1 protein-coding gene and 1 pseudogene are annotated in these 2,104 nt (G+C 70.5%); both read left to right on the forward strand.

All coding sequences use genetic code 11. The features are described 5' to 3' along the window. On the forward strand, positions 1-1,464 hold a 1,464-nt coding region (locus KDL01_RS40705), incomplete at its 5' end, for a tetratricopeptide repeat protein (protein ID WP_212534071.1). A gap of 334 nt (positions 1,465-1,798) precedes the next feature. Next, positions 1,799-2,104 (forward strand): annotated as a pseudogene (locus KDL01_RS40710) (hypothetical protein); the annotation flags it as partial.

The raw sequence follows: 2,104 nt of genomic DNA on the forward strand, positions 1-2,104 counted from the left end.
CGATGGCCGCTCATCATGCCGGAGCGGGTACGGATCGAATCGCGCCCCTGCGACGGAGTTCCCCTTTTCCACTCGAAGGAGTGGCGCCAGACCTGCCGATCGGAGAGCCCCGCCCCGGCCGGCCCGGATGCCGCCCACACCTGGCTGCGCGGCGAACGTCCCAACCTGGAGGCCTCCTTCGCCCACGCTCACGCCGAGGGCCTCGACGGGCATGTGATCGCGCTGGCCGCGGGACTGGCCGAAATCCTGCTGACCGACGGCCCCTGGGCCCGTGCCCTGCAGGTCCACCGGGTCGCCACCGAGGCCGCCGAACGCTCGGCGCACCCCGTCGCCCACGCCAACGCCCTGACCGACTTCGGGCGCGCGCGGTATCTGACCGGGGACTATCCCGGGGCCGATGATGTCCTGAACCAGGCCCTTGCGATCTACCGCACATGCGGCGACCGCCACGGCGAAGCCAATGCTTTGACAGACATCGGGTACCTACGCCACCTGACCGGGGACTATCCCGGAGCCGACGACGTCCTGAACCAGGCCCTTGCGATCTATCGCATACTCGGCGACCGCCACGGCGAAGCCAATGTCCTGACGTACCTCGGGCACGTACGGCACCTGACCGGGGACTATCCCGGCGCCGACGACGCCCACACCCGGGCCCTCGAGCTCTACCGCGCCCTCGGCCACCGAGACGGCGAAGCCAATGCCCTGACCAATCTGGGGCTCGTGCGGTTTCTGACCGCGGACTATCCCGGAGCCGGCGTCGCCCTGGCCCGGGCCTTGGAACTCTATCGCGCACTCGGCCACCATCACGGCGAAGCCAATGCCCTGACTTACCTGGGACGCGTGTGGGAGCACGACGGAGACCTGTCCAGGGCCGGCGACGCGCATATGGGAGCCCTGGAGCTCTACCGCGCACTCGGCCACCGCCTCGGCGAAGCCGGCGCGCTGCGCGGCCTCGGGGGCGTGCGGTACCAGACCGGGGACTATCCCGGAGCCGAAGACGCCCAAACCCGGGCCCTGGAGCTCTACCGCGCACTCGGCCATCGCCTCGGCGAGGCCAGCGCCCTGTGCAACCTGGGACGTGTGCGGTATCAGACCGGCGACTTGCCGGAGGCCGGCAAAGCTCTGGCCCGGGGCCTGGAGCTCTACCGCGCACTCGGCCACCGCGGCAACGAGGCCTGGGCGCTCAACCACTACGCCGCCACCCTCTCCGCCGCGGGCGAACGCACCCGCGCCCTCGGCCTCTACCAGCAGGCTCTGGCCATGAACCACGAACTGAACAAACCCGACGACGAAGCCGTCTCGCTCGAAGGCATCGGCGAACACCACCTGACCACCGGCGACCCCACCCAGGGCACCGCGCATCTGCACCAGGCCCTGGAGATCTATCAGCGCCTCGGCATGGCCGCGGACGCGCGCCGCCTCCGACTCCGCCTGGACGACCTGACCGCGCGACGACCATGACACCCGCGAGCGAAGCGACAGCCCCCTCACACCGCCGGGCAGGCCCAACGCGTTCGATGCCCTGAATGGCGGCATTCGCCGGCAGCTCCAAGCAGCTCCGGCAGATGCGCGCAGCAGACGTTCGCCCAGGTCGCGCAGCGTGAACAGGTCCCGTCGACGCTGCCGTGGCGAGCACACCGCGTCCCCGGCGAGCCGGACCACCGCGCAGCGTGCTCCGACCGGCGCGAGGCTCGTAGGGAAAGCTCGTAAGGAAAGTGGAGACCCAACGTACGGCAAAGCCCATTCGACCCCGGGACTCCGACCGGGCGTGGGCACCGAGCCTGAGGAGGAAGCCATGTCGACCCTATCGACACCGGTCGAGGCCGAGCTCAACATCCCGTCCGACGTGGTCAAGAAGGTGTACACGGTCCCGGACAACGTGTCCATGGCCAACTTCCTGCTCGTCGGCGGCGCGGGCGGCGAAGTGTCCGACCGATCGGTCCGGCCCGGCATGGGCGCCGCGGTGCGGCTGTGGCTGCCGGTGAAGCCCGGCGAGATCCTCACCGCGTACCTCGGCGGACAGGCGAGCGCCCACTGGGCCGGACACGGCTTCACCGAAGGCGGCAGGGGCGGGGACCAGCCGCAGCCCAAGGGCGAGAGC

The sequence above is a fragment of the Actinospica durhamensis genome (assembly GCF_018139695.1).
Lineage (GTDB): Bacteria > Actinomycetota > Actinomycetes > Streptomycetales > Catenulisporaceae > Actinospica > Actinospica durhamensis.